At 63.0% G+C, this 3,529-nt stretch carries 4 protein-coding genes; all 4 read right to left on the reverse strand.

What is annotated here, in order from left to right:
* Window positions 1–530 (reverse strand): tetratricopeptide repeat protein (locus D6877_RS22395; protein ID WP_130912142.1); only part of this gene is annotated, 530 nt, incomplete at its 3' end.
* A 224-nt stretch (window positions 531–754) separates the two neighbouring features.
* Entirely contained in the window at window positions 755–2,038 is a 1,284-nt protein-coding gene (hemL, locus tag D6877_RS22400) for a glutamate-1-semialdehyde 2,1-aminomutase (RefSeq protein WP_130912138.1), read from the reverse strand.
* 15 nt (window positions 2,039–2,053) lie between these two features.
* Window positions 2,054–2,677 (reverse strand): thiamine phosphate synthase, encoded by a 624-nt coding sequence (gene thiE, locus D6877_RS22405; protein ID WP_024014437.1) that lies wholly within the window; start codon window positions 2,675–2,677, stop codon window positions 2,054–2,056.
* 18 nt (window positions 2,678–2,695) lie between these two features.
* Window positions 2,696–3,493 carry a hydroxymethylpyrimidine/phosphomethylpyrimidine kinase gene (locus tag D6877_RS22410; RefSeq protein ID WP_007909650.1) on the reverse strand — a complete coding sequence of 266 codons (798 nt, stop codon included), beginning with the start codon at window positions 3,491–3,493 and terminating at the stop codon, window positions 2,696–2,698.
* Window positions 3,494–3,529: the final 36 nt, after the last annotated feature.

Raw genomic sequence — 3,529 nt, forward strand, 5'->3', positions numbered from 1 at the left:
CGCCCATCGGCGTTCTGCAGTTCCATCAGGTATTTGCGGAAAATCTGCCCGAGCACCTGAGTAGCGGTTTCGAGATCTTCGCGGGACATCTTTTCCGAGACTTCGTCGGCCGTGTCCAGCGCCTCTTCGGCACCGTTGACCGCTGCCATCTTCAGCACGATGTAGGCCTGGATATTGTTGGCCTGCACGCCTTCACCGTGGAAGAACATGCTGCCGAGCTTGAATTGCGCCTGGGCGTGGCCTTGCAGCGAAGCCTTTTCGAAATAGCTCAGGGCTTGATTGAGGTCGCGCGGCGCGTTCTTGCCGTCGTAGTAGAACTCACCCAACTCGTATTGCGCTTGCGCGTCCCCTTCGTCCGCCGCTTTCTGGCAGGCGGCCAGTGCCTGCGTGACGTCTTGCGGCTGAGTATTGAGGGTGCAACGACCCATCGCCGGGATCAACAACGAGTTGCCGCCTGCTTGTGCATGCGCGAGCAGGGGCTGAAGGAGCAACAGGCAGCCCAATGCAAGGGTGCGGCCGGTGCGGTTCATGGGAATCGACTTACCTCTGAAGGGCACGCGGACCCGTCGAGGGATCCAATAAGCGCGCATTATGAAATAAGCAGGGCCATCCTTACAAAGTCTTTACTCGTTTTTCTGCTGCTTGGGGAATATATCGCCCGATTCGGGCAGGATTTTCGCAGACGCGTCGGAAAAACCGAGCGGATGTAGGTGAAAGCTGACGCTGGCCATAGCCAACGTCAGCGGTACGGCGATTATTTCAGTGCAGCGAAGGCACGCTCGGCAGCGTCCAGCGTCAGTTGCAACTCGGCTTCGCCGTGGGCAATCGAGGTGAAACCGGCTTCGAAAGCGCTCGGCGCCAGGTACACGCCACCTTCCAGCATCAAGTGGAAGAAGCGACCGAACATTGCCGCGTCGCTGGCCATCACGTCGTCGAAGGTGACGATGTCGTCGGCGCCGCTGAAGTACAGACCGAACATGCCGCCGGCCTGAGTGGTCACGAACGGAATGCCGGCGGCATCGGCGCGCTGCTGCAGACCGTCAAGCATGCGCGCGGTGTAGTCGGTCAGTTCGGCGTGGAAGCCCGGGCGGCTGATCAGACGCAAGGTCGTCAGGCCGGCGGCCATCGCCAGCGGATTACCCGACAACGTACCGGCCTGATACACCGGACCGAGCGGGGCGATGCGCTGCATGATCTCGCGCTTGCCACCGAAGCAGCCCACCGGCATACCGCCGCCGATGATCTTGCCGAACGTGGTCAGGTCCGGCGTCACGCCGTAGTGCGCCTGGGCACCGCCTAGAGCGACGCGGAAACCGGTCATCACTTCGTCGAAAATCAACACCACGCCGTGCTTGTCGCACAGCGAACGCAGGCCTTCGAGGAAGCCCGGCGCTGGCGGCACGCAGTTCATGTTGCCAGCCACCGGCTCGACGATGATGCACGCCACCTCTTCGCCCACTTCAGCGAGCATCGCTTCAACCGCGTCGATGTCGTTGAACGGCAGGGTCAGGGTGTGTTTGGCGAACGCTGCCGGCACGCCGGCCGAGCTCGGTACGCCCTGGGTCAGAGCGCCGGATCCGGCCTTGACCAGCAGGCTGTCGGAGTGGCCGTGGTAGCAGCCTTCGAACTTGATGATGCTGTCGCGACCGGTGTAACCACGGGCCAGACGGATCGCGCTCATGGTCGCTTCGGTGCCGGAGCTGACCATGCGCACCATGTCCATTGACGGCACCAGCGAGCAGACCAGATCGGCCATCTCGGTTTCCATCGAGGTCGGTGCGCCGTAGGACAGGCCGTGTTGCAGCTGATTGCGCACCGCGTCTAGCACGTCCGGATGGCTGTGGCCGAGGATCATCGGGCCCCACGAACCCACGTAATCGACATAACGCTTGTCATCTTCGTCGGTGACGTAAGCGCCTTCGGCGTGTTTGAAGAACAGCGGGGTGCCGCCGACGCTCTTGAACGCGCGCACCGGCGAGTTGACGCCGCCGGGGATGTGTTTCTGAGCATTGGCAAACAGGGTTTCGGAACGAGACATGATCGGGCTCTCAAATCAGATTTTCAGAAGTTCGTTGAAGGCGCGTGCGCGGCGGGTCACTTCGGCGCTGCTCTCGGCGCCGAACAAACCGTGGATCACGGCGAGCAGATCGACACCGTGCTCGACCAGTGGCGCGGCGTTATCGAGGGTGATGCCGCCAATCGCGCAGACCGGCAAGTGCAGCGTGCGTTTGGCTTCGTCGAGCAAGTCGAGGCTGCAACTCGGCGCACCGGGTTTGGTGGTGGAATTGAAGAAGCGGCCGAAGGCGACGTAACTCGCGCCTTCTTTGGCAGCCTGTTCGGCCAGAGCGATTTGCCCATGGCAGGTCGAACCGATGATGGCTTTCGAACCGAGCAGGGCACGGGTCGGCGACAGCGGGCCGTCGGTCTGGCCGAGGTGCACGCCGACGTTGAGGCGCGCGGCCAGTTCGGCGTCATCGTTGATGATCAGTTGCGTCTTGTAGCGCTCGCACAAGTTGCGCAGCGCTTCGGCCTCACGCAGACGGCGGGCCTCGTCGCTGCTCTTGTCGCGGTATTGCAGCAGGGTGACGCCGCCGTCGAGCGCCGCCTCCACGTAAGACAGAAACTTGCCGGCCAGCAACTGGCTGTCGGTAATGGCATACAGGCCACGGAGTTTCATCGGGCAGACCTCACGACGTTACGAGCAGAAATCCAGCGGCAGGCGACGCGGCACGAACTGGCCTTTGCCCAGTTGTTCGGCATCGCGCAGGGTCCGCCAGGTGTAATCCAGAGCACTGCGCACGGCACTGGCCAGGTGTTCGCCCTGAGCCAGGCGACCGGCGAGGGCGCTGGCCAACGTGCAACCGGAGCCGTGATAGCTGCCCGGCAGGCGCTGGCAGATAAAGGTTTCGCGCAGGCCGTCGCGGCTGTACACGCGGTTGTGGATTTCAGTTTCGTCGCCATGGCCGCCGGTAATCAGCAGGTTTTTGACGAATGGCAGGAGTTTTTCCGCGCACTCGTCGGCCGTGCCTTCGGGCAGTTCGGCGAGGATGCGCGCTTCAGGAAGATTGGGCGTGGCGATAATCGACAGCGGCAGCAGACGCTCGCGCATCGCGTAGCCGACCTCGTCCTTGCCCAGGCGTCCGCCGCCGCCGGCACGCAGCACCGGGTCGCAGACCACTGGCAGGTGCGGGTGCGCCGAGAGCAGTTCGACCACGGTGTCGACCATCTCCAGCGACCCGAGCATGCCCAGTTTCACTGCGGCGACTTCGGAGTCGTTGAGCACGGCGTTGGCCTGGGCCAATACCCACTCACGGTCGAGGACGCGGAAGTCAGTGACGTTGACGGTGTCTTGCACGGTCAGGGCGGTGACGGCCGGAGCCGCATGGCAACCCTGCGCGAGCAGGGCTTCGATATCTGCCTGCAAGCCGGCGCCACCACTGGGGTCGTGGCCGGAGAGACAGAGGACAACGGGGCGGGAGCTGTAGATATTCATGGTGCGCGAGCTTACCACCAAAGCTGATTTTGGGGT

Origin of the sequence: Pseudomonas sp. Sample_9 (assembly GCF_004307535.1) — a bacterium.
GTDB classification, from domain to species: Bacteria; Pseudomonadota; Gammaproteobacteria; order Pseudomonadales; family Pseudomonadaceae; genus Aquipseudomonas; species Aquipseudomonas mercuritolerans.